Annotated in this window: 24 protein-coding genes; 9 read left to right on the forward strand and 15 right to left on the reverse strand. The window is 35.8% G+C overall.

Annotated elements, in window-relative coordinates:
* Positions 1 to 19 precede the first annotated feature (19 nt).
* Together BN3107_RS01940 and BN3107_RS01945 are read right to left on the reverse strand one after the other, a co-directional pair.
* On the reverse strand, positions 20 to 1,471 hold the full coding sequence (locus BN3107_RS01940; protein ID WP_058305959.1) for a flotillin family protein: 1,452 nt from the start codon (positions 1,469 to 1,471) through the stop codon (positions 20 to 22).
* A 19-nt stretch (positions 1,472 to 1,490) separates the two neighbouring features.
* Positions 1,491 to 1,862 carry a hypothetical protein gene (locus BN3107_RS01945; RefSeq protein WP_187370983.1) on the reverse strand — a complete coding sequence of 124 codons (372 nt, stop codon included), beginning with the start codon at positions 1,860 to 1,862 and terminating at the stop codon, positions 1,491 to 1,493.
* A 637-nt stretch (positions 1,863 to 2,499) separates the two neighbouring features.
* On the opposite strand from BN3107_RS01945, the gene BN3107_RS01950 reads away from it, so the two are divergent.
* Complete coding sequence (locus BN3107_RS01950) at positions 2,500 to 3,450, forward strand: sodium:calcium antiporter (RefSeq protein ID WP_058305961.1); 951 nt, start codon at positions 2,500 to 2,502, stop codon at positions 3,448 to 3,450.
* Between the two features lie 47 nt (positions 3,451 to 3,497).
* On the opposite strand, the gene BN3107_RS01955 is transcribed toward BN3107_RS01950, so the two are convergent.
* The 3 genes from BN3107_RS01955 to BN3107_RS01965 all read right to left on the reverse strand — a co-directional run bounded on the left by BN3107_RS01955 (position 3,498) and on the right by BN3107_RS01965 (position 4,896).
* On the reverse strand, positions 3,498 to 3,929 hold the full coding sequence (locus BN3107_RS01955) for a VOC family protein (protein WP_058305962.1): 432 nt from the start codon (positions 3,927 to 3,929) through the stop codon (positions 3,498 to 3,500).
* A 1-nt stretch (position 3,930) separates the two neighbouring features.
* Positions 3,931 to 4,371, reverse strand: coding sequence for a GNAT family N-acetyltransferase (locus BN3107_RS01960; protein ID WP_058305963.1), 441 nt, complete (start codon positions 4,369 to 4,371; stop codon positions 3,931 to 3,933).
* 84 nt (positions 4,372 to 4,455) lie between these two features.
* Positions 4,456 to 4,896 (reverse strand): DUF1801 domain-containing protein, encoded by a 441-nt coding sequence (locus BN3107_RS01965; RefSeq protein WP_316245012.1) that lies wholly within the window; start codon positions 4,894 to 4,896, stop codon positions 4,456 to 4,458.
* Positions 4,897 to 5,028: 132 nt separating this feature from the next.
* Here BN3107_RS01965 and BN3107_RS01970 point away from each other — a divergent pair, with 132 nt between their 5' ends.
* The 4 genes from BN3107_RS01970 to BN3107_RS01985 are packed head-to-tail and all read left to right on the forward strand — an operon-like array spanning position 5,029 to position 9,182.
* Complete coding sequence (locus tag BN3107_RS01970; protein ID WP_058305965.1) at positions 5,029 to 5,988, forward strand: ABC transporter ATP-binding protein; 960 nt, start codon at positions 5,029 to 5,031, stop codon at positions 5,986 to 5,988.
* Complete coding sequence (gene opuFB, locus BN3107_RS01975; RefSeq protein WP_058305966.1) at positions 5,981 to 7,501, forward strand: osmoprotectant update ABC transporter permease/substrate-binding subunit OpuFB; 1,521 nt, start codon at positions 5,981 to 5,983, stop codon at positions 7,499 to 7,501. Before BN3107_RS01970 ends, opuFB begins: the two co-directional genes overlap by 8 nt.
* A gap of 56 nt (positions 7,502 to 7,557) precedes the next feature.
* Entirely contained in the window at positions 7,558 to 7,980 is a 423-nt protein-coding gene (locus BN3107_RS01980) for a VOC family protein (protein WP_058305967.1), read from the forward strand.
* A 23-nt stretch (positions 7,981 to 8,003) separates the two neighbouring features.
* On the forward strand, positions 8,004 to 9,182 hold the full coding sequence (locus tag BN3107_RS01985) for an IS1096 element passenger TnpR family protein (protein WP_058305968.1): 1,179 nt from the start codon (positions 8,004 to 8,006) through the stop codon (positions 9,180 to 9,182).
* 44 nt (positions 9,183 to 9,226) lie between these two features.
* On the opposite strand, the gene BN3107_RS01990 is transcribed toward BN3107_RS01985, so the two are convergent.
* The 3 genes from BN3107_RS01990 to BN3107_RS02000 form a co-directional block, all read right to left on the reverse strand.
* The gene (locus tag BN3107_RS01990) at positions 9,227 to 9,547 is read right to left on the reverse strand and encodes a type II toxin-antitoxin system RelE/ParE family toxin (RefSeq protein ID WP_058305969.1); all 321 of its coding nucleotides are present in this window, start codon (positions 9,545 to 9,547) and stop codon (positions 9,227 to 9,229) included.
* Entirely contained in the window at positions 9,534 to 9,800 is a 267-nt protein-coding gene (locus BN3107_RS01995; protein ID WP_058305970.1) for a type II toxin-antitoxin system Phd/YefM family antitoxin, read from the reverse strand. The genes BN3107_RS01990 and BN3107_RS01995 overlap by 14 nt, the downstream gene beginning before the upstream one ends.
* 276 nt (positions 9,801 to 10,076) lie before the next feature.
* Positions 10,077 to 10,970, reverse strand: a complete 894-nt coding sequence (locus BN3107_RS02000; protein ID WP_058305971.1) for a glycerophosphodiester phosphodiesterase — start codon at positions 10,968 to 10,970, stop codon at positions 10,077 to 10,079.
* 193 nt (positions 10,971 to 11,163) lie between these two features.
* Here BN3107_RS02000 and BN3107_RS02005 point away from each other — a divergent pair, with 193 nt between their 5' ends.
* The 3 genes from BN3107_RS02005 to BN3107_RS02015 are packed head-to-tail and all read left to right on the forward strand — an operon-like array spanning position 11,164 to position 13,929.
* A complete protein-coding gene (locus BN3107_RS02005) occupies positions 11,164 to 12,330 on the forward strand; it encodes a glycosyltransferase family 4 protein (protein WP_058305972.1) in 1,167 nt (388 codons plus the stop codon).
* A complete protein-coding gene (locus tag BN3107_RS02010; protein ID WP_058305973.1) occupies positions 12,331 to 12,927 on the forward strand; it encodes a TVP38/TMEM64 family protein in 597 nt (198 codons plus the stop codon).
* Positions 12,928 to 12,939: 12 nt separating this feature from the next.
* The gene (locus tag BN3107_RS02015; protein ID WP_058305974.1) at positions 12,940 to 13,929 is read left to right on the forward strand and encodes a glycosyltransferase; all 990 of its coding nucleotides are present in this window, start codon (positions 12,940 to 12,942) and stop codon (positions 13,927 to 13,929) included.
* 11 nt (positions 13,930 to 13,940) lie between these two features.
* Here BN3107_RS02015 and BN3107_RS02020 read toward each other — a convergent pair whose 3' ends face one another.
* Both BN3107_RS02020 and BN3107_RS02025 read right to left on the reverse strand, forming a co-directional pair.
* Entirely contained in the window at positions 13,941 to 14,507 is a 567-nt protein-coding gene (locus BN3107_RS02020; protein ID WP_058305975.1) for an LOG family protein, read from the reverse strand.
* Positions 14,508 to 14,548: 41 nt separating this feature from the next.
* Complete coding sequence (locus BN3107_RS02025; protein WP_058305976.1) at positions 14,549 to 15,010, reverse strand: hypothetical protein; 462 nt, start codon at positions 15,008 to 15,010, stop codon at positions 14,549 to 14,551.
* A gap of 235 nt (positions 15,011 to 15,245) precedes the next feature.
* Here BN3107_RS02025 and BN3107_RS02030 point away from each other — a divergent pair, with 235 nt between their 5' ends.
* Positions 15,246 to 15,896 carry an SDR family oxidoreductase gene (locus BN3107_RS02030; RefSeq protein WP_058305977.1) on the forward strand — a complete coding sequence of 217 codons (651 nt, stop codon included), beginning with the start codon at positions 15,246 to 15,248 and terminating at the stop codon, positions 15,894 to 15,896.
* 108 nt (positions 15,897 to 16,004) lie between these two features.
* Here the strand turns inward: BN3107_RS02030 and BN3107_RS02035 are convergent, their stop codons facing one another.
* From BN3107_RS02035 to BN3107_RS02050, 5 genes are all read right to left on the reverse strand, one after another.
* Positions 16,005 to 17,288: an NCS2 family permease gene (locus BN3107_RS02035; RefSeq protein WP_082631204.1), complete on the reverse strand. Its 1,284-nt coding sequence runs from the start codon at positions 17,286 to 17,288 to the stop codon at positions 16,005 to 16,007.
* A gap of 98 nt (positions 17,289 to 17,386) precedes the next feature.
* On the reverse strand, positions 17,387 to 17,746 hold the full coding sequence (locus tag BN3107_RS02040; RefSeq protein ID WP_058305979.1) for a hypothetical protein: 360 nt from the start codon (positions 17,744 to 17,746) through the stop codon (positions 17,387 to 17,389).
* Between the two features lie 161 nt (positions 17,747 to 17,907).
* Positions 17,908 to 18,090 carry a hypothetical protein gene (locus BN3107_RS19700; protein WP_148434620.1) on the reverse strand — a complete coding sequence of 61 codons (183 nt, stop codon included), beginning with the start codon at positions 18,088 to 18,090 and terminating at the stop codon, positions 17,908 to 17,910.
* 98 nt (positions 18,091 to 18,188) lie between these two features.
* On the reverse strand, positions 18,189 to 18,659 hold the full coding sequence (locus BN3107_RS02045) for a metal-dependent hydrolase (protein WP_058305980.1): 471 nt from the start codon (positions 18,657 to 18,659) through the stop codon (positions 18,189 to 18,191).
* A gap of 173 nt (positions 18,660 to 18,832) precedes the next feature.
* On the reverse strand, positions 18,833 to 19,921 hold the full coding sequence (locus tag BN3107_RS02050) for a C40 family peptidase (RefSeq protein ID WP_058305981.1): 1,089 nt from the start codon (positions 19,919 to 19,921) through the stop codon (positions 18,833 to 18,835).
* Positions 19,922 to 20,100: the final 179 nt, after the last annotated feature.

The following is a 20,100-nucleotide window of genomic DNA, read 5'->3' on the forward strand; positions in this document are numbered from 1 at the left end:
CAAACCTGTCCTCTTACTTTTATTCTGTATCCGAAACTTCTGCTTTTTCGGTTTTAGAATTTGCTAAGTTATTCTTAATTTTTGATTCACTGTTGGATGCAACATTGTCTAGCATTCCTTTTAGATCAACACCTGATACATCTTTAAGTGTTTCTGGTAATTGACTCATCAACTTGGTAACATAACTACTCATTCTCGTAGCACCATCACCTTCGCCATTACCATTATCTACTACCGTCACTTTATCAATCGAACTAACTGGTTCTGCAATCTTAGCAGCAAAGTCAGGAAGCATCTTGATAATCATCTCGAGAATAGCTGCTTCGCCGTATTTCTCCATTGCTTCTGCTAATTTTTCTTTTGCTTCTGCATCTGCTAAACCTTTTTGGCGGATTGCATCTGCTTCCGCTTCCCCATCTAAGCGAATTTGCGCTGCTTCTGCTTCTGCTTGCTTAACTCGTGTAACCTTATCTGCTTCTGCTTTTTGCTCTGTCGCATAACGTTCCGCTTCGGCCTTCTTAGAAATCTCTGCTTCATATTGACGTTGTTTACGCAATACTTCTTTTTCATCGATTTCAATTTGTTTATTCTTCTCAACAAGCTGGATCTGCATTTCTTCTTGTTTTACTTGTTGTTCAGATTTGGCACCTTGTAATTTATAGGCCATGTCAGCTTCTGCTTTAGCGGTATCTTGATCTCTTTTATATGCAGCCACCTTCAATTCCTTTTCTTTCGTGGACTCTGCGATTTGCGTCTCGCTTAGCAACTCTGCACTCTGACTTTCGCGTTCTGCTGATGCTTTTTGAATTCGAGCATCACGCATCGCATTTGCTTCTGCAATTTGAGCATCACGCTTTACTTCGGCAATACGAGGTTTACCTAGCGCTTCAAGATAGCCATTTTCATCTTGGACATCTTTGATCGTAAAGGAAACGATTTGCAGACCCATTTTCTTAAGGTCAACCGCTGCTTGAGTTTGCACCTCTTGCGCAAAACGTTCACGATTTTTATAAATCTCCTCCACCGTCATCGTCCCTAAAATTGCTCTCAAGTGCCCTTCCAATACTTCTTGCGCTTCCTTGCGAAGTTCGGAATTATCTTTTCCAAGGAACTGCTCACCTGCTGTTGCAATGCCTTCTGTTGTACTTTGCACTTTAATAATTGCTGTTCCATCAGCCATTACTGGAACACCATTTTCGGTATAGACATTCGGTGTGGAAATATCTAAACTGTGAGAGCGTAAACTGATATTCTCCTTCTGTTGGAAAATCGGTAAGATGAATGCACCGCCACCACGGACTATCTTAATTCCACCACCATCTTCCGTTCTATGTACATTTTTGCTACCTAAAAAACTACCCGTTACGATCATCGCATCATCTGCACCTACTGTTTTATATCGTGCAGCAAAAAGTATGGCAAATGCCAGAATGACAGCTACTACAACACCAACTACAATTAAAATATCCATCCTATTCCTCCTAACAATATTATAATTCCTCTAATTCAGATACATATAGAAGCTGATCCTTCACTTCGACAATAACAATTGTTTTACCCTGCTTAATTTCTTGTTTATCAAAACTAAGCGCAGTTTCATGCCTGCTCCCTTGTGGTGAGGAAATTAATACTTCCCCCATTCCAGTGGCAGGAATAGTCGTGATCACTTCTCCAGTCTTTCCTTTTAAATCATTTACAGAAATCGAAGTAGAAGACTCCGCATTCGACATCGGGATCACTAAGAAATAATAGATTAAAACATAGGCGCCTACTCCTGTAAAAACGCTAATTAACAACACGTAGACAGGATTGATTTGAGAATATTTCGTCCATAACACACCAGACCCAGAGATTACAGACAATGTACCGAATACCAATAAAGGATTAAAAAACTCTCCTAAACTATCAAAAATACTATCTAATATACCATCAAGTATATTTCCTAAAAATATAGAAAGAAGTGCAAACCCTAAACATGTCCATAAAAGTATCCAGTATATATCTAATACTTCGATATTTTAACCTCCCTTCAATAATATATACGATTCAAAACTACAAAAGGTTCCAATTAATTGTTATTTACGACACATTTACCCATTTATTAGATTATATGCTACTTTTACAAAAATATGTTGTTATATTTAGATTGATAGATAATACTCGATTAAAAAATGCTAGATAAGAAGTTCAAATGCAAGATAGACACATCTATCTGCAAGAAGAACTCCTTTTTTTGCAAGATAACACTCCCATCTGCAAGAAGAGCTCTTTTTTTGCAAGATAAACACTCTCATCTGCAAGAAGAACTCCTTTTTTGCAAGATAAACACTCTCATCTGCAAGAAGAGCTCCCTTTTTTGCAAGAAAAACACTTCCATTTGCAAGAAGACACTAGCTACAGGTCACTCGACAATCCTCTACCACATCTTTCAAAATAATTGACAATCTCGTAATTTCCCCTATAGTTTTAATTGATTGTTATTTTAGTAGGAGGACTCCCATGAATTTCTTCATATTTATTCTAGCTGCTATCATTGTTATTCTCGCAGCTATTCAACTGAACAAATACGGTGATGTAATTAATCAAAAATCCTCGATGAGTGGTGCTATGATTGGCACATTATTAATCGGAGGTGCGACCAGTTTACCAGAGCTAACGACAAGTCTCACAGCTGTATATATTGACAGCCCCGATATAGCGGTTGGAAATATGCTTGGTAGTAACGTTTTTAATATTTTGATTCTCATGGTATTTGACTTGATTTACCGACATAAAAAAGTATTTAATTCGGTAGATTCGAGAACACATCTCCCTATCGCCAACACTGGTTTTATCATGACGGCATTATTAGCTGTAGCGATTTTTTGGAGTAATTCGCCTAGTCTTTTTAATATAGGAATTGAAATGTACATGCTTGTCATTATTTACATTCTAGTTATGAAACGAATGGATAGTGAAGAAGAAGAGATTGAACAAACTTCAAATCTCACATTAAAACAAGGGGTTGTTCGATTTATTGCTGCTGCATTAGTTGTATTTATTGCAGGGAGTGTGCTAACTGTTGCAGGTGATGCCATAGCACAGCAAACGGGTATGAATGCTAGTTTTGTAGGTAGCTTTCTGATCGCTGCATCTACTTCACTTCCAGAGTTAGTAACAGTATTTGCTGCTTTTCAAATGGCAAAATATTCACTCGCATTTGGATCCATTCTGGGTAGTAATATTTTCAATCTGCAATTATTGGTGGTCACGGATGTCTTTTATCAAAAGGGACCGATCTTGAATATAGCTAGCATGTCGAATATCACTACAGCTTTATTAGGTCTTCTGATGATTGCTCTTACGATTTATTCACTGCAACGATCATCTATCAAAAGAATGATTGCCTATGTAATTCCTTCTGCCGCAACGATTATTCTCTACTTTGTTGCTTCATATGTGATGTTTTAGTTTCCTTAAGATAAAAAAAGAGCTGAAGTCATCAGCTCTTTTTTATCTTATTCAATAACCAACATATCCTGATCGTCAAATTTCCATTCATCACTGAACGCCACTTCCCAGTAATAACCGTCAGGGTCGATGAAATAACCACTATATCCACCCCAGAAAACCGTTTCCGGAGTCTTCGCAATTTTACCACCATGTTGCTCAACTAACTGTATAAAGTCATCCACCTCTTGTTTCGACTTCATGTTAATCGCTAGCGTCATCCCTCTAAATCCATCGCTTGCGATTTTCGGCGGATCCGCTTCATTAATATCTTTTGCTAAAGCTTCTATTTGAAATAATTCCAGCTTAGTCCCACGATTATTAAAAAATACGACTGGGGCATCCATGGTGGCGCTTGTTTCAAAACCAATATTCTTATAAAATTCTAATGCGTTTGGAATGCTTTTTACACCTAAACAGATCAAATTAATTCGATTCATGTTATCCCTCTCTCTCACGGCTCCAAACCATCGTGTATTCGATCGCACCTGTTTCAGCTTCATTAGCTTCCTCTGTGATTCGAAAACCGTTTTTTAAATAAAAACGAACTGCTTGCTCATTTTCCTTATACACATTCACTGTTAATTCATCTGATAGTTGTTTCACATACGCGAGTAAAGCCTTTCCAATCCCTTGTTTTTGAAAAGCGTATTCTACAAATAATCCGGCAATATACACATCTGTCATCCCAATAAAACCAACTATTCTCTGATTAGAGAATGCCACATATAACGTAGCTTGCGGCAGTAGTTCTCTAACGTGTTCCTCTTTGGCTAACCAATACTCCTTGCCTACAAATGCGTGGGCTTCAAGATTTGCATTAAGCCAAATCTCCATTAATTGATCTAATTCTTCTTGATTCGGTTCTAATTGCTTTATCATGCTAAATATCCTTTCCAATTTATACTGTGAGATATTTAGATTCAAGCATCCATCAAGCCACCTCTCTTCACTAAAAATATATGTTTAACCGCCTTTATAGGTAGCTATCCATTGATCGACACTTACTTTCGATGCCAATACTCCTAATAACTCGTAAGGAATCTTGCTAGGGTTTGTAAAACGAATGCAGCTTTTGCCCATATTCAGCTTTGTTGTCATATGTTTTGGATATTCTTGTTCGAACCATTCTAGCAATTGTCGATCCGCATAAATTCCCATATGATAAACAGCGATGTGATTTTTTTGAGCAGCGAGACTTAAAAAAGGTAAGGGTGTATTCTCCTCACAATGATACCCTTCAGGAAAAGTGGCTAAAGGTACGACAAAAGAAGGCATCCCATATTGAATGACACACTCAAAGCCGTCTGGGATACGTGCATCGATGGTGTGATACAATTCTCTAAAGGCATCATGCCATTTCTCATCTTTATCTTCTAAATATTGATTTATATTCGCTTCTTCCATCATCATTCCTCCCTCAAAAGAATTAGTTTAATTTACTATATCATACATATATAACTAAAAAGGAGTTTTTCCTTTGATATTAGGGTAATAGTATATAGATAAGCATGTTGATAATAAAGGAGCTATAACAAGATGATTACTTTTGAAAATGTAACCAAACAATTTCCTGATGGCACTACCGCTGTCAATGATCTGAATTTTGCCATAAAAGAAGGCGAATTCTTTGTTTTAATAGGCCCGAGTGGCTGTGGTAAAACGACGAGCCTCAAAATGATGAACCGACTCATTCCTTTAACGAAAGGTACCATTTATGTAGATAATAAACGAATTAGTGATTACAACATTAATGAACTAAGGTGGAATATCGGTTATGTATTACAGCAAATAGCACTCTTTCCACACTTAACAATTGAAGAGAATATCGCGATCGTTCCAGAATTAAAAAAATGGGATCAGAATAAAATAACAAATCGCGTCTCGGAATTATTAGAGATGGTCGGCCTTGACCCTCACACCTATCGCAAACGCAAACCTAGTGAATTATCTGGTGGCCAGCAACAACGAATCGGGGTGATTCGTGCACTTGCGGCAGATCCTGACATCATTTTAATGGATGAACCATTTAGTGCATTAGACCCTATTAGTCGGGAAAAGCTTCAGGATGATATCATCGACCTTCAGAAAAAAATTAATAAAACGATCATATTTGTCACCCATGATATCCAAGAAGCTTTGAAACTTGCAGATCGAATTTGTTTAATGAAAGATGGGAAAATGGTGCAATTAGGAACACCACATGACTTTCTTACAAATCCGGCCAATGATTTTGTTCGGGATTTTGTTGGTTCCTCGAAAAACATTGGCGATGATTTCCGTTTAGAGAATGTGATTCTACCTTTAGCTGATCAACCAGGATCTAATAACTTCAGAATCGATGCTGCAACATCCTTAGAAAAGGTATTAGAGATTTTAGCAAAAGAAGAGGAAGTATATGTAACTTCCAATGATGAGGTTATCGGTAAACTCGATCGTCAAATGTTAATGCATTATTTAGCTACGTCTTTCAACGAAGGTAGGGAAACACATGTCTAATTTTGCAGACGTTTTTCAAACAAGACAAGATCAGTTATGGCAAGCTCTGTTAGAACATATTCAAATTTCTTTTATCGCACTATTATTTGCTGTTCTTATCTCGATTCCATTAGGAATTTATTTGACAAAGGAAGAAAAAATTGCGGAACCGATTATTGGTGTAGCTGCCGTGCTACAAACGATTCCTTCACTGGCATTACTCGGTCTTTTCATTCCCTTATTTGGAATCGGTAAAGTACCTGCCATTATCGCATTGATCCTATACGCATTATTGCCGGTTTTGCGCAATACCTATACCGGAATTAAAGAGGTAGATCCTTCATTAATAGAAGCAGCTACGGCAATGGGTATGAATACTTCCAAAAGATTAATGAGAGTAGAACTACCACTTGCTATGCCGGTCATTATGGCGGGTATCCGAACTTCCATGGTATTAATTGTTGGAACAGCTACACTTGCTGCACTAATTGGAGCAGGTGGTTTAGGCGATATCATTTTATTAGGAATTGATCGCAATAACACGTCCTTAATTATATTAGGTGCGATTCCGGCGGCATTGTTAGCAATTTTCTTTGACTTGCTTTTACGTAAGATGGAGAAATTTTCTTTCCGAAAATCATTCATTACACTGATCATTATCACTGTTATTTCGATTCTGTTTCTCGTCGTACCCAACCTTTTAAATAAGGAAGATGACACGTTGGTTATTGGTGGTAAATTAGGGACAGAACCGGAGATTTTGATTAATATGTACAAACTTTTAATTGAAGATGAAACAGATCTAAATGTAGAATTAGAACCCAGTCTCGGTAAAACTTCCTTTTTATTTAATGCATTAGAATCAGGTAGCATTGATCTATACCCGGAATTCACCGGTACTGCATTATCACAGTTCTTAAATGAAACTGCGACAAGTAATGATGAAGAAGAGGTATACAAACAAGCACAGGCTGGTTTATTAGAAGAATTTGATCTGGCCTTCTTACAACCGATGGAATTCAACAACACCTATACATTAGCTGTAACACAAGAATTCGCTGAACAATACGATTTGGAAACCATCTCAGATTTAAAAGCGGTGGAAAGTGAAGTGCAAGCTGGCTTCACCTTAGAATTCTCTGATCGAGAGGATGGTTATTTAGGTATTCAAGACTTATATGGTTTAGAATTTCCAAACCTTACAACAATGGAGCCGCAGCTACGATATTCTGCCATCGAAGAAGGGGATATTAATCTAATTGATGCTTACTCAACAGACAGTGAATTAAGAAGATATAATTTAAAGGTTTTGGAAGATGATCAAAATCTTTTCCCTCCATACCAGGGTGCACCGCTACTAAGACAAGAAACGATTGATCGTTATCCAGAGTTGGAAGAGGTACTGAACCAATTAGCAGGAAAAATTAGTGATGATCAAATGAGAGAAATGAATTACCAAGTAGCAGTTGAAGGTGTAAGTGCTGAAGAAACAGCACGAAACTATTTACAAGAAGAAGGTTTACTGGAGGACTGATTCATATCAGCCCTCCCTTTTTGCATGTTACAATGAACGGCAGGAAGGTGATTTGTATGAAAAAAATATTAGATCATATCGGTGTAGCTGTTCGAGATTTAGACGCAAGTATCGATTTTTATATAGGTATATTAGGTGGAGAATTGATCGATCGTTATCGTAGTGAGGCCATTGGTGTTGAGAGTGAGATCGCGATCATTGATGTAAATGGGGCACGTACTGAGCTATTAATGCCGACAAATAATACGACATCTCCGATTGCTCGTTTTATTAAACAAAAGGGCAAGGGCGTCCACCACATTGCATACCAGGTCGAAAATTTAGATACAGCAATAGCTGATTTAAAAGAAAAAGGGATTCGAGTAATGGAAGATACACGACGTGTCAATAAGCATGGTAGACGCTTAATTTATTTAAATCCCGCTGATACAGAAGGAACGATTATTGAGTATTGTGATTATCCAGAAAAATTAAAATAACTATACATGCGAGGAGGATAATTATGCAAAAAACACAAATTCCAACAGCATTTTTAAAAGATTTTCATGTCTTTATGGATTATTTACAAAAACATGATGTCAAGTTCACTAAAACAAAAAAGCAAATCGGACTAAAATACTTACCTGAGATCAACCAATTATTATCGATAAAATTGGATGGGATAAGAAAGAATGCTGGACAAAACTTTTATCCAACGATTGATTTTCTGTTTTCGATAGCGTTAACCGCTAATTTCATCCGAATCGCTTCAAAAGAAATTAAAGTAACAAGTAATTGGGAATGGTTTCAAACATTAAATGAAGTAGAACAATATTTTGTTTTGTTAGAAACGGTTTGGATCGACCTAGATTGGAACCTGTCTCATGAAAGAGCGTCTGCTACATTTTATGACATTATAGATGATGTCGGCTTTGAATGTAGTAACGCGATCATAAGTCAAAAAAAATTAAAAATAGAGGAATTACTAGTGGATGATAATATTTGGTATCTTTATTTTGAATGGATGGGTTTTTGGAATACGGAAAATGAAGATATTGCTCACAATATGAGAGACTTCCAACCTCGTAAAGTCTATCATTCACTTACGATGACTGATTTCGGCAAACATTTGTTAACCATTTTGTATACTAAACGCAATATCGAATATTGGAACAAGCCTCTTATGGCGCAAGAAGGTATTTGGAATCCGATACCAGGTATCATGGATCAAAGTGATGAATATGAGCCTTTTATTAATGCTTTTAAACCACTATTCCCTAATGATCTTCATCAATCATTAGCACGAGATCTTACACTAGCTTTTCAAGAAGGGCAACATTTATTTCATATTTATTATTCCGATGATATTTGGGCTGATGTATGCTTGCCAGCTGATTACACATTGGAACACTTACATGATGCGATTATGCAGGCATTCGACATGCTAGATGATCACCTCTATTCATTTTTTCTCGATAATAAAAGATGGTCCTCTAAACAGGAAATATCGTGTCCGTTTGATGTTATGAATCCGTTCCATACAGATGAAATTAGTATTGGCGAGTTAGCTTTGAAAAAAGGGCAACCGTTTCTTTATGTGTATGATTTTGGAGCTGAAACTACTTTTCAAATATCATTCAAAGGGATAGACAATACATGTGAGGTTGGTATTTTAGATAAAAACGGAACTCTGGAATATTAAGGATATAAAACAAGTCGGTCAATGGATGAGCGGCTTGTTTTATGTTAAATTAGATTTTGGTATTCTCTTTTTCCATAAAGTACTCGCATAATAATCACTTCTCTTTTTCTTTCATTAACTAAATAAAAACAAATATAATGATGAATGATTAATTTTCGATAACCTTTTTGCAAAAGTGTTTTATCTTTAACATAGCTACCGTGAAAGGGATAATGAATTAGCTTCAAAAAACTATTTTCCATTGTGACCATTAAATCATCAGCGGCTTGTTGGTTGTATAATTCTTCCACAATATAACGATAAATGCTTTCCATATCATCCTTTGCTACAGCAGTGAATTTCAATGAAAAGCTACCTTTTTCCATATTTATTCCTTAATTCTTCAAATACTGCTTCTGCTTCGTATAATGAATCTGTTGTTTTTAATTGTTCCTCAGCTTTGGCAAGCTTTTCATATAGTTCTAATCTTGCTGTTTGTTCTTCGTATACCTCCATGCTCATTAGTACCATGTCACCATACCCATTTTTTGTAATAAATATTGGTTCCTTACTTTGATGGCATAATTCTGAAATTTCTGTTGTATTTCTCAAATCTTTAATCGGTCTTATTTCCGGCATAAAATCTCCTCCGTTATATTTCATGACATAATTATAGCATAATTATGTCGTTCCAGAAAGACAGACCTCTTATTTATGAAACCCTCAACACCTTCTTATACTTTTTGCTGACCCACACATACATGGATCATTACGGCCGTTTTCTGATGGAACTTTCAAACTCTTTTTAGACATTTCTGGCAATTTTGTCCTTCTTTTTTTGTTTTATGGAAGATATACCAACTAGAAGAGTTAAAAATAATAAGACTAATAACCCTACCTTTTTTTACCAGACTTTCACCCTAAAATCCCCGCTAACAGATCCGGATAATCCGTAAAAATTCCTGTCACACCCCATTCTAATAATTTTCTCATCTCATCTGGCTGATTAACGGTATAAGCATGAACCAGTAAATCAGCTTTTCTTAATTCTGTGATACTTTGCAGGTCTAACGATTTAAAATTAATCCCAACACCTACTGCATATTGTTTTATAGCATTTGGATCTTCTGGTGGTTGTTTCAATAACTGGATCAAGGGAATCGATTGATCGTGTTTATGAACCTGTTGTAAAGCTTCGGCACTAAAGGATTGTATAATTACGGACCCTTCTCTTCTATCTTTTCTGAGTAAATCATGAGCAGATAACACCTCAAGCAATTTATCAATCATATCTGGATAAAGCTTTGGAGTTTTAATCTCAATATAATAATTGGCCTCATTGCCGAAATGCTCAATCACCTCCGTTAGAGTAGGTACATCTAAATGAGCAAAATTATCATTCGCTACACTGGGATTTTTCTGGTTGAACCATGATCCAGCGTCTAGCGCTTTAATCTCCTTTAATTCCATTTCACTGACTAACTGCTGATGATTTGTTGTTCTTTCAAGACTTTGGTCATGAATCGCAACAAGCTCACCATCGGCACTCATATGTAAATCTATTTCTAAATAATCCGCCCCCATTTTTTGAGCATATTCATAAGATACTAAAGTATGTTCAGGCGCATGAGCCGAAGCACCACGATGAGCAATATTTACAATACGATTGGGAGATAACAGAGATTGAGAGCGATCATTTTCAAATTCTTTTATGCTCGTTATTTCTTTTGAGCTTGATAAATCCGTCATATAACCAACCAATACAAAAAGTAGCAACAACAAAAGTATCCACTTTGAAATTTTTTTCATAATCGACCACCTTCTTCTTCTCATTATACGGAATCCTCATCTCAACTGATAGAAAAAGTACGATTCTTAACAAAAACTAAAAATTTGGCAAATGTTTAACACAACTTTATATTTTCTTAATAAAATTTCTTTATACTATTTTAATACGGGCATGCATATTGTTTTCATGAATAAAACATTGGGGGGATTACGAATGAAAATTTTAATCACAACTGAGTGTTATCTTCCTGTTATTAATGGAGTCGTCACATCCATCGTTAATTTGCGCAAAGAATTACAAAAGATGGACCATGATGTACGCATTCTGACACTGTCGACTAAGAATAAATCCTTTCATCAAGATGGCATCTATTATATGAGTTCGTTAAGTATTGGAAAAATATATCCTGGTGCCAGAATTTCGTTATCTACCCATCATTCGTTTCTAGAAGAGATTTTAGAATGGAAGCCTGACATTATTCACAGTCAATGTGAATTTAGTACCTTTCGTATTGCAAAACACATTTCTAAAATGTTACACATTCCTATTCTACACACCTACCACACTGTTTATGAAGATTATACCCACTACTTCTCACCGAATCATAAATGGGGAAAAGCGATGGTATCTCTATTTAGTAAAAAAATATTAAAACATGCAGCAGCTATCATAGCACCTACTAAAAAAGTTCACGCCCTCTTACTTAGCTATGGAGTAGATCGACCAATACATATTGTCCCTACCGGCATCAATTTACAACAGTTCTCTATTGTAAAAGAGAAACGTTATATTTATGAAGCCTATAAGATCCCGTATGATCATCAGCTACTTTTATTTGTCGGTCGTCTCGCGAAGGAAAAAAATGTAGAAGAGATATTAACTTACTTCGCCCAATTGTCTCAGTCAAAGCTAAGCTTGTTAATTGTAGGAGATGGACCACATCGTGATTATTTACAACAATATGCACAAAACTTATCAATCGAGAAACAAGTAATTTTTACAGGATTAATAGAACCTAACGATATTTCATCTTATTACCAAGCTGCCGACTTATTTGTAAGTGCATCAAACAGTGAAACACAAGGTCTAACGTATATAGAAGCATTAGCTAGTGGCCTTCCAGCTATATGCCGAAAAGACCCATGCTTAGAAAATGTAGTTACAAATGGGGTGAACGGTTGGCAATATGATGATTATACTGATTTTAAAAATATCGTTGATCGACTCTTAGCAACTCCAACGCTTTATCAACAATTTTCCAATAATGCAAGGCAAGGAGCCATTCAGAATTATTCTTCAAAATCTTTTGCCGTAAAAATGGAAGGTATATATATCGATACTATTGCCTCATACTATTTAAAAACGGAATATATTTATTAAATGAACAGAAGATCTCTATTAAAGATTGGATGGCACTTTTTAACTACTCTAACTTTCATCGCATCGATATGCTTTATCATATATGGCTTTGAGCATGCTCTCTTTTATTCCGAGCAGGCATTAGACAACTTTCTTGGCCAATTTGGATTTTGGGCACCCATTCTATTTATTATTTTTCAATTTATGCAGGTGATCCTTCCTATTGTGCCTGGTGGAATTGGTTGTCTCGCAGGAATATTAATATTTGGGCCAATCATGGGTTTAATTTATAACTATATTGGTATTTGTTTAGGTTCTATCGCTACCTTCGCGATTGCCAGAAATTACGGGACTACTTTTATTTCATTTTTTGTCAGTAAAAAACTTCGGGATAAATATCAGCTATGGGTTAACCATCACAGATTTCACTTTCTCTTCACATTGGCGATATTTTCACCAATTGCACCTGACGATTATTTATGTTTTCTAGCAGGAACAACAAAAATGACCTACCAAAAATTTATCACAATCATTCTAATCGGTAAGCCACTTCCAATCATTATTTTTAGTTTTGGTCTCGAATGGATTTTCAAACATCTCGTATCATGGTTGAGTTAATGGAGGATAAATATGAAAGTACTATTATATGCCGGCTCCTTGAAGTTAGTGGATAAAAGTGGAGTCGGCCAAGCGATGAAGCATCAAAAGAAGGCACTAGAATTAGTAAACATTCCACATACGTTAAATAGTAAAGAGGAATATGATATTATCCACCTTAACACCATCTTTCCGAACGCATTATGGATGGCATGGCTGGCAAAACGCCGCAAAAAAAAGATTATCTATTATGCTCATTCTACTATGGAGGATTTTCGTGATTCATTTATTGGCTCCAATTTATTAGCACCTCTTTTTAAGAAATGGATAACGTTTTGCTATAACCATGGAGACATTGTAATCACACCAACAAACTACTCTCAAACCATATTAGAAACCTATGCTATAAAACGGCCGATCTATACTTTAACAAACGGAATAGATACTGGATACTTTAAAAAGACAGAAAGAGGACGTCAACGTTTTCGAAAAAAATATGGTATAAATAAAGAAGAGAAAGTCATCTTATCTGTTGGACATTATATGGAACGAAAAGGGATTATCGATTTCGTAAAACTAGCAGAAAAAATGCCGACTTATCAATTCTTTTGGTTCGGATATACAAATCTACATTTGGTTCCAGCTAATGTGAAGCGCGCTCTTCAACGCAAACTACCTAACCTTCATTTTCCTGGATATATTTCAAGACAAGAATTATCTGATGCTTATGCTGGCAGTGATTTGTTTCTTTTTTTGACTCATGAGGAAACGGAAGGGATCGTTTTATTAGAAGCATTAGCCGCTAAAATACCCATATTAATAAGGGATATACCAATTTATAAGGATTGGTTACAGAATGGACAGACTGTCTACAAAGGAAGGACACTAGAAGACTTCGAGCAAACCAGTAAGGATATTATAGAGCAACGATTACCTGATTTATCTGAAAATGGATTCCAATTAGCTCTTGAACGTGATATTAAAGTAGTAAGCCATAAATTAATGGAGCTCTATCAATTATAAGAGCTCCACTTTTATTTCCACTTATCAATATATTCTCCCTGATAACCCTTTAATCGTTGAATAAGTTTTTCTGATTCGTTTTCAATCACAACTAAATCTCTGTATGCCGGTTTGACAAAACCTTGCTCGATCATATGATCAAATAAAGTCATAATCGGATCATAATAATTATTGATATTAAGTAAGGCACATGGTTTATTGTGGTAGCCAATTTGCGCCCATGTGAAAACTTCAAACCACTCTTCTAGTGTTCCCGTACCACCTGGTAATGCAATAAAGCCATCCGCATAATCAGCCATCATCGCTTTTCTTTCATGCATTGTGTTCACCACATGCAGTTTCGTTAGTTTATCATGGGCAATTTCCACATTGCTCAGCTTTTCTGGAATGACACCGATCGCGTTACCACCAGATTCTAAAACCCCATCGGCAACAGCTCCCATACAACCAACATTCGAGCCGCCATATACTAAATCAATGCTTTCTTTGGCTAAAAGTTGTCCTAATCGTTTGGCTTCTTGAACATATATCGGATCATTTCCACAGCTTGATCCACAATACACTGCTACTGTTTTCAAATGTAAGTCCCCCAATCTAACTTGCTTTATGTACATTCTCTCTAAAATTGTATGCCTAAAACTTCTTTTAATTCTTCAAGTATTTCATGATGAGCGGTAACAGTAACTAAAGGATGATCTGGATTATTTATTTGATCAAAATTAAATATAATGGTACCGTCATCCATTATTTGAAAAGCATACTGATCCCTTTGCACATTTTCCCCATTTTCTCCAACAAAACCGAACCGATAATAGTCATCTTGATTTTCAAGTTTCTGAATGAATTCATCTGTTGAAATCTTTTCTGCTGGTAATCCCTCTACTATTGTTAACACTTCTTGGATCTTTTCTTGATCTTCAATCGGTTTTGTTAATTCCCTTGAACTATAATTATTTTCTATTTTTTGAACATAGAGGATATTTGCAAAATTCTTATCCTCAATTGTAACTTTTTCTTCATCATTATTACAAGCACTTAGCAGACTTAAAAATAGGATAGAGAAAATCAAAATTTTTCTCAATTCGGTGATGCTCCTTCCATTTCTTTAACGGATAGTCTTTCTTTTTATGTATACCACAAATCTGGTATATCTAAGACAATAATCTCTATTAATATGACGTTTTAATAAGTCGATTGGTTTCATTTAAAAGCTATTTTTTTCCAATCATATGTAAGTTAGCAAGTTGGATCATTTAACTTTTGTGCTGATAGACTTTAAAATAGAAAGTGAAATATATTAGAAAAGGGTGAAGCATGTGAAAATTTTAGTAGTTGGCGCGAATGGTCAAATTGGAAAGCATCTAGTAAAATTCATTCAAGAAAATGAAAACTTAGAAGCAAAAGCAATGATCCGTAAAGAGGAACAAGCTTCTTATTTTAAGGAGTTAGGTGCAGAAGTTGCAATTGTCGATTTAGAAGATGAGATTGAAGAAATTGCAAAAGCTGCTGAGGGCGTAGATGCGATTGTCTTCACTGCTGGTTCTGGTCCAAAAACTGGTAAAGATAAAACCCTTATGATTGATTTAGATGGTGCTGTAAAAACTATAGAAGCTGCAAAACAAGCAAATGTGAAGCGATATATAATGGTCAGCTCCTTTGATACGAGTCGTGAAGCGATTCAATCTGCACCAGAAGCATTTGCACCCTATGTGGTTGCAAAGCATTATGCAGATGAATGGTTAAGAAACACGGACTTAGATTATACGATTGTCCACCCTGGGGGACTAACAAATGATCCAGGTAAAAATCAAGTACAGCTTGCTGAAAAAGTAGAAAGAGGCCAAGTCCCCAGGGAAGATGTGGCAAGAGTTATTTTAGCAGCACTTGAGAATGACACAACTATCGGCAAGGCCTTCCAAGTTGTCGAAGGAAATACATCTGTTGAAGATGCTATTAAATCTGTTTAATTTTTATAACTGATTTAATCAACACTCTATACGAACATAAAGAGATCCATTTTGTGTATTACAAACAAAATGGATCTCTTTTAATAAAATAACGACTAAACCATGACTCTAAACAGCAAAATGAATAATAAAATTTAACAAAAACAAGAATGCTATCACATAAAGAGTGAATGATACCCTTCTGGCATTTCCTGTACTTAATTTTAGAATAACATATAAAATAAACCCAATCGCCATTCCATCTGCAATGCTATATGTGAAAGGAATCATGACAATGACAAAAATTGCAGGAAAAGCTTCAGACAGATCACTCAAGTCTAAATTCCTGATATTTTGAACCATGAGACCCCCGATAATAATCAAAATCGGCGCAATCGCATTGGAAGGGATCATTTGAATATACGGTATAAAAAAAGTTACACCTAAAAACAAAAAACCAGTTGTAATGGTCGTTAACCCTGTTCTTCCACCAGCAGTAATAGCCGCCGTTGTCTCTGCGGTAGACACCGTTGGACTTGAACCGAACATACCAGACAACATGATAGAAATACCGTTTGCCTGGAAAGCCTTTTTGAACTTTTCCGGACGATTCGTCGCTGCAACATGACCATAAGTCAAACCAATATTTTCGAACACAACCACCATCATAATCGAAAAGACAGCAATTAAAAATGGAAGTGAGGTCCATTCGGTAAAGGTGAAGGCTCCGAATACTTCCTGATATCCCTCTAATGAAAAAGGATCATTCGTTTTCGATGGAAGTACACCTAATACAAATCCAATACCTGTTCCGAGCAAAATTGTCCATAAAAAATTGCCTTTTACATTACGAATAAAGAGCACGAACGCTATCACTAACGTTATGATCGTTGCCAGGACAAGTGGATCACTAAAGTTACCTAAGGCAATGATCGATTGATCTCCACGTTCTACCAGGTTGCCCTTTTCTAAACCTATCAGCATTAAAAATAAGCCGATACCGATATTAATCGCTTCTTTTAGTGATTTAGGTATCGCGTTTTTAATGATAGTCGTTAAGGCTGAAAAAGCGATTAGTGTAAAGATCAGACCTGAAATAACGGTAACACCCAGTGCTTGTTGCCACGTTAATTCCATCGATTGTACTAAGGTATAGGTAAACATGGCGTTAATCCCCATACCAGGGACAACGAGAATTGGTGCATTTGCCCATACTCCCATTATCAAGCAACCAACAAACGAGGTAAGGATTGTACCTAGAACAGCTCCTTCAAGAGGTACTCCTGCTTCAGATAAAATAAGCGAATTCACAGCAATAATATATGCTATCGTGAAAAAACCAATCAATCCAGCAGTCACTTCTTGTTTCACATTGGTATCATGTTGCTCTAATTGAAATAAATCTCTTTTCAATGTAATTCCTTCTATTCAGTTTTCCCTCTCCCTGCCCACTCTAAAAAAGAGCCAATCTTTATTCTAATATAATCCGGAAAGTTGTCAAGGTGTAATAATTACTTGGCAGACTGCTCGTATTTTTCAATAAACCGCTTCACTTCTTCTATTTCCACAGAAGAAAAAAGTGGTTCAATCTCTTTTGAATCGGAAGGCTCATATACAACAAAAAGTGGATAGGTAAATACAATAGGCAGAGGTATACGCTCCGCTTTTGCTTCATCAAAACTCATAGGGCCTGACTGTCCTACCGAAGAATATTGCCACAATTCTTCTTCCGGGTATTCCTCAAAATATTGCGATAAAGCTTCCTCAGAATGATCGAAATCACGATATACCACTAATATTCCTAGTTTATCGTGATAGGTTGGCTTTTTATCAGGTTGTTCCTTTTTCTTTTTACCGAATAGGTTAAACATTGATTTTCCTCCTTTTGAAAGTAAGACGGCAATTAGTGTGGGAGTTTAATACATGTTGATTTTACCACTTATGCTTATGCGCAAATCTTGAAATAAAGAAACGGTTGCCAATGATAAAATAGCGATGACACCAAAAAACTCATTTCACCCGCAAACCATTTTTAAAGCTTTTCAATCTTCAACGTACCAATCTCTTTTAACAGGAGTTGGGTGAAAATTAAGGTTAATAGATAAACAACAACCGGTTCATTCGTTGGGAAAAACGAAATGATTAAGAAAAATAACAGTGTCGACATTACAATTAGAAACAACAAATATAGTAAAATACTTATTAACCTGGTCATAAATAAATTACTCCCTTCACTAAATATTGACTATAATTTTATTATATAGCATTCTTCAAAGCAGCTGGTGAAAAGTCCATGTATAAGCTGGCTAAATGCTATAAAACAACGAGCCTCCCATAATAAATGGTTACCAAAGTTAAAGCTAATAAGATAAGTGTCTCCATTTGTCCACCGGTTTTAATAGATAGCGGAAAGCGAATGGTAAACTGCAAAGGATAGAGAAGTTTGATTCCCTTTTTAGTTGCGGCATCTAATACGAAATGGCTTACCATTCCAACTAGTAGACCCGTAATAATCGATTGGTTATTAATAAACAATGATAATACCAGATTCATCAGTACCAAAAATAATAAACTATGTGTAAACGTGCGATGCCCAAAGATGGTATTAACCACTCTCGAGATGAGCGGGAACTTCCTACCAATCTTACTTCCACCGTGACATATGTCAGGTATGATTCCTCCAATTGCTCCTGCGATGATAAACATCACGGGTTCGTACGTATAAAAGTGGGAGATTGCGACTGTTGAAGCAATTCCACCCATAATATGTGTTTTTCCTGTCATTCAAACTCTCCTTAAACAAATTCTACTTTAATATATTCGAACAAATAAACTATTTTCTGTATTCCCTCCACTCTTTATCAGATAATTATTGGAAAATGATCTAAGGTAAGCAACGTGCATACGAAATAAAAAAGCCCTCTTCTATATTTAAAGAGGACTTTCGCTATTTAAGATTAATAGAACCTTTTAAAACTAGAAAAATGTTTCTTCCAGTAGGAGTGAGTTAAGCTAACTATTTCGACGCCTTTAGAACCGGCATGAATAAATTGGTTGTCTCCCAGATATATGCCCATATGAGAAATACCAGATTTGTAGGTACCTTCAAAAAATACAAGATCTCCGACTTTGGGGTTGTTTACATAATAAGACCGATCATAATACCCAGAACTAGAATGACGTCCCATTTCTTTACCTGCTTGTTTATAAACGTAGTATATGTAACCACTGCAATCGAATCCGCTTGGTGTTGTGCCAGCCCACTTGTAACCTGTCCCTTCCAAGCTTGTTGCTACTTCAATTAACTTGGAAACATTGTAGTCTATATCAGTTGACGGCTCTTTTTCAGCATTTTTATTATCAGAAGAAGAGTTTTTATCTTGTTTTGCTCCAATGTTTAACTTTTGCCCAATATAGATTCTATCTGAGCTTAACTTGTTCCATTTCTTTAAATTAGACACTTTTACACCATAGTCTTTACTGATATGAGAAAGTGTGTCCCCTGACTTCACTGTGTACACAGTGTAAGAAGAACTATTCACTTTTTTATCGGAACTTGAATTTGAACTAGAATTACTATTATTACTACTTGAATTATTATTAGAATTTGGTTTTTCCACAACAAAAACATTACCAGGGTAGATTAAAGTAGTATTTAAGTTATTCCATTTCATCAAATTATTAAGAGAAATATTATGTTTAGAAGCAATACTACTTAATGTATCTCCACTCTTTACGGTATATTTACTTGCACTGCTACTCGAGGATGATTGCTTTTGACTATCATTTTTACTTGAATTACTGTCATTTTTCTTGCTCGTAGAAGTACTTGTTTCTAAAACCTGATTAGGATAAATAATATCTGTTCGAAGTTTATTAATATCTATTAGCGTTTGAACACTTGTATTATATTTCTGAGCTATTTTCCATAACGAGTCACCACTTTGAACTTTATGGGACGCAGCTTCTGCTTCATCTGTCCCTACTACTGCTGTTGCAATGGCAGCACCTAGTGTAACTGTCATGATTGCTTTTTTATTTGCCATTCACTATGACCTCCTGTTAATTAAGTGTATGAAAGATTTCATATGGATTGAATTATGTAAAATCTAGTTCAGAAAGTTTCATAGTTTAACAGAATTATTTGTAAATTGTTAACTCAAATCCACATATAACCATATTATATAACTTTTCTGCAAAAAATGATATATAATAGTGAATTTTG

Source organism: Gracilibacillus massiliensis (assembly GCF_001458115.1).
Taxonomy (GTDB): Bacteria; Bacillota; Bacilli; order Bacillales; family Amphibacillaceae; genus Gracilibacillus; species Gracilibacillus massiliensis.

Coding starts and splice junctions, on each gene's coding strand:
- BN3107_RS01970 (WP_058305965.1), top strand. CDS start 5,029: ATGATTACTTTTGAAAATGTAACCAAACAATTTCCTGATGGCACTACC.
- BN3107_RS02045 (WP_058305980.1), bottom strand. CDS start 18,659: ATGACAGGAAAAACACATATTATGGGTGGAATTGCTTCAACAGTCGCA.
- BN3107_RS02000 (WP_058305971.1), bottom strand. CDS start 10,970: ATGAAAAAAATTTCAAAGTGGATACTTTTGTTGTTGCTACTTTTTGTA.
- BN3107_RS01950 (WP_058305961.1), top strand. CDS start 2,500: ATGAATTTCTTCATATTTATTCTAGCTGCTATCATTGTTATTCTCGCA.
- BN3107_RS02015 (WP_058305974.1), top strand. CDS start 12,940: ATGAAAGTACTATTATATGCCGGCTCCTTGAAGTTAGTGGATAAAAGT.
- BN3107_RS01980 (WP_058305967.1), top strand. CDS start 7,558: ATGAAAAAAATATTAGATCATATCGGTGTAGCTGTTCGAGATTTAGAC.
- BN3107_RS01940 (WP_058305959.1), bottom strand. CDS start 1,471: ATGGATATTTTAATTGTAGTTGGTGTTGTAGTAGCTGTCATTCTGGCA.
- BN3107_RS02010 (WP_058305973.1), top strand. CDS start 12,331: ATGAACAGAAGATCTCTATTAAAGATTGGATGGCACTTTTTAACTACT.
- BN3107_RS02050 (WP_058305981.1), bottom strand. CDS start 19,921: ATGGCAAATAAAAAAGCAATCATGACAGTTACACTAGGTGCTGCCATT.
- BN3107_RS01965 (WP_316245012.1), bottom strand. CDS start 4,896: ATGGAAGAAGCGAATATAAATCAATATTTAGAAGATAAAGATGAGAAA.
- BN3107_RS01960 (WP_058305963.1), bottom strand. CDS start 4,371: ATGATAAAGCAATTAGAACCGAATCAAGAAGAATTAGATCAATTAATG.
- BN3107_RS01990 (WP_058305969.1), bottom strand. CDS start 9,547: ATGGAAAAAGGTAGCTTTTCATTGAAATTCACTGCTGTAGCAAAGGAT.
- BN3107_RS01985 (WP_058305968.1), top strand. CDS start 8,004: ATGCAAAAAACACAAATTCCAACAGCATTTTTAAAAGATTTTCATGTC.
- BN3107_RS01955 (WP_058305962.1), bottom strand. CDS start 3,929: ATGAATCGAATTAATTTGATCTGTTTAGGTGTAAAAAGCATTCCAAAC.
- BN3107_RS19700 (WP_148434620.1), bottom strand. CDS start 18,090: ATGACCAGGTTAATAAGTATTTTACTATATTTGTTGTTTCTAATTGTA.
- BN3107_RS01995 (WP_058305970.1), bottom strand. CDS start 9,800: ATGCCGGAAATAAGACCGATTAAAGATTTGAGAAATACAACAGAAATT.
- BN3107_RS02005 (WP_058305972.1), top strand. CDS start 11,164: ATGAAAATTTTAATCACAACTGAGTGTTATCTTCCTGTTATTAATGGA.
- opuFB (WP_058305966.1), top strand. CDS start 5,981: ATGTCTAATTTTGCAGACGTTTTTCAAACAAGACAAGATCAGTTATGG.
- BN3107_RS02040 (WP_058305979.1), bottom strand. CDS start 17,746: ATGTTTAACCTATTCGGTAAAAAGAAAAAGGAACAACCTGATAAAAAG.